Raw genomic sequence first — 2,035 nt, forward strand, 5'->3', positions numbered from 1 at the left:
CTAAAGTTTCGATAAAATAAAGTAGTCATTTCAGTTATCAGTTATCAGTTATCAGTTATCAGTTATCAGCTATTGGCTATCAGCTATACCATGTTTTGAACCTTTCTTTCCCTTCTGCGTCCCCTTTAGGCATTGCTGAGGGACGGGATGAATATAAGTGGTAAGCCCCATCCTGCCTGTCCCGAAAATATCTGGAACGGGCAAGATGCCCATTCCACAAACCTTTTAAACTATCTTGAATCATACTCCCCCTGTAATGTAAATGCTCCCCAATAATACGGACTTATCCCGCCCTCCCACATCTGCAATTGCGCTGCCCGCAATGCCTCCACAGGCGATAACCCCTGCTCTAACATCCCCTGATAAAACTGCGACATCAAATCCGCTGTTACAGCATCATCCACAACCCACAACGAACCTACTACCCGTTTTGCCCCTGCATACATGAACCCCCTTGTCAACCCTACCAAACCTTCTCCTTTAATATCTTTCCCCTGAGCGGTTTGACACGCACTCAATACTACTAATTCTGCTGGTAAATTCAGATTAAAAATATCATTCAGTCGCAGGAAACCATTTTGCCAGTTGCCATTTTTATCTACTAACGACATGACAACCCCTGATAATTCTGGTTGCTTACCATTAGCAAAACCATGAGTGGCAAAATGTACAATTTGATATTGGCCTAATTCCTGACTGGTTGCTTTTTCTCGGTTAGCTTGGAAGTCAAAAGCTTGAGTGCGTTCCGACTCTGGTATTAAAGCCATAATTGCTTCTGCTTCAGTGCGAGTAGCGGGAAGTCTATCCCACTTAATACCAACATCTCTAGCTGCTCTAGCTAATTGTTGTGCCTCTAGGGGAAAAGCATGACTGCGATTTTCTGATGTAGATGCTGTGTTGCTTTGATCGCTGATAATTGATAACTGTTCACTGCTCACTGAAATAACTCTACTATCTTCCAGGCTAAATACTGGATCGGCAATAATAGCTACTTTTTTCGGGGCAAGTTTTCGAGATTTTGTAACATTGCGGATATTGGCAATAGTAGTAGCTGAAGGAAGATTTACTATTTCGTAGTTAACTATTAAAGGTTGATAACCATCACTTTCTCCATCGGTATTTGGTATTGATAAGGCAGAAAAAGGAATTTCTTGTAAGAAGCGATCGGCAACTATTAATAAACGTTTTTTGTTTAATTTATCGGCAACTGGTTCGATCAGAATTTCTGTTAGAGCATCAGCCACACTATCAACTTTTGCTATGTTGTTGCGTTCCCGTGGATTTGTTATTATCATCATCAACTCTATAGCAGCATTTTTAATTTCTGCTTCGGTAGGAAGTTGATAACTGTAGATGTTGTCTTTGGTGATTGCCCACAGATAACTACTTTCTTCACCCAAGGAATATTGTAGGAGTAAGGTGTCATCATCTAATACCTGTTGTTGAACTTCTTTGAGGGTTAGGGGTTGAGGTTGGGTTAAGGCTGCATAATTTGGGCTTGCGATCCGAATTTTGACGCGGAGTTTGTCGTATTCATCTATGAGTTTGTCTCTTGTTTGTTCGATAGTAGCTTTTTGTTCGGGGGTGTATTTTCCACTGAGGAGTTTGATACGTTTGGTTTCGATGGTGTTGAGTTGTTGTTGGAGATTTCTTTCTGCTGAAGCGAGTTGGGGATCTATTCCTTGACGGATATTGACACTAGCTTCGTTGAGGAGTTCAAGCAGGGTACGGGCGCGACTGCGTTCGCTGGCATGGAAGGCTTTAGCATCATAGCCTTGGTTTGGTTGTTGTTGGTGGAGTTCCATGAGTAATTGGATGTAGAATTGATACTCATCCTGCACGGTAGCGAAGTAGGAGACACGAAGATTGCTACTAGCAACTTTGGTACGGAGGTCTTCAATTATTTCTAGGGATTTTTCTATGAAAGTGAGGCTTTCAGTGAGTTTACCTTCCTCTCGTTTGAGCCAAGCCATATTGTAAAGAGTGGTTGCTGTACTACCTCGATCGCCTACTTGCTGAGATAGAGATAAAGCTT

Annotated in this window: 1 protein-coding gene; it reads right to left on the reverse strand. The window is 42.0% G+C overall.

Annotation, left to right across the window (positions count from 1 at the left end):
* Positions 1-230: 230 nt before the first annotated feature.
* A partial coding sequence (locus AC3DU7_RS24540) for a CHAT domain-containing protein (RefSeq protein ID WP_488041914.1) occupies positions 231-2,035 on the reverse strand: 1,805 nt, incomplete at its 5' end.

This window comes from Okeania sp., from assembly GCF_983059655.1.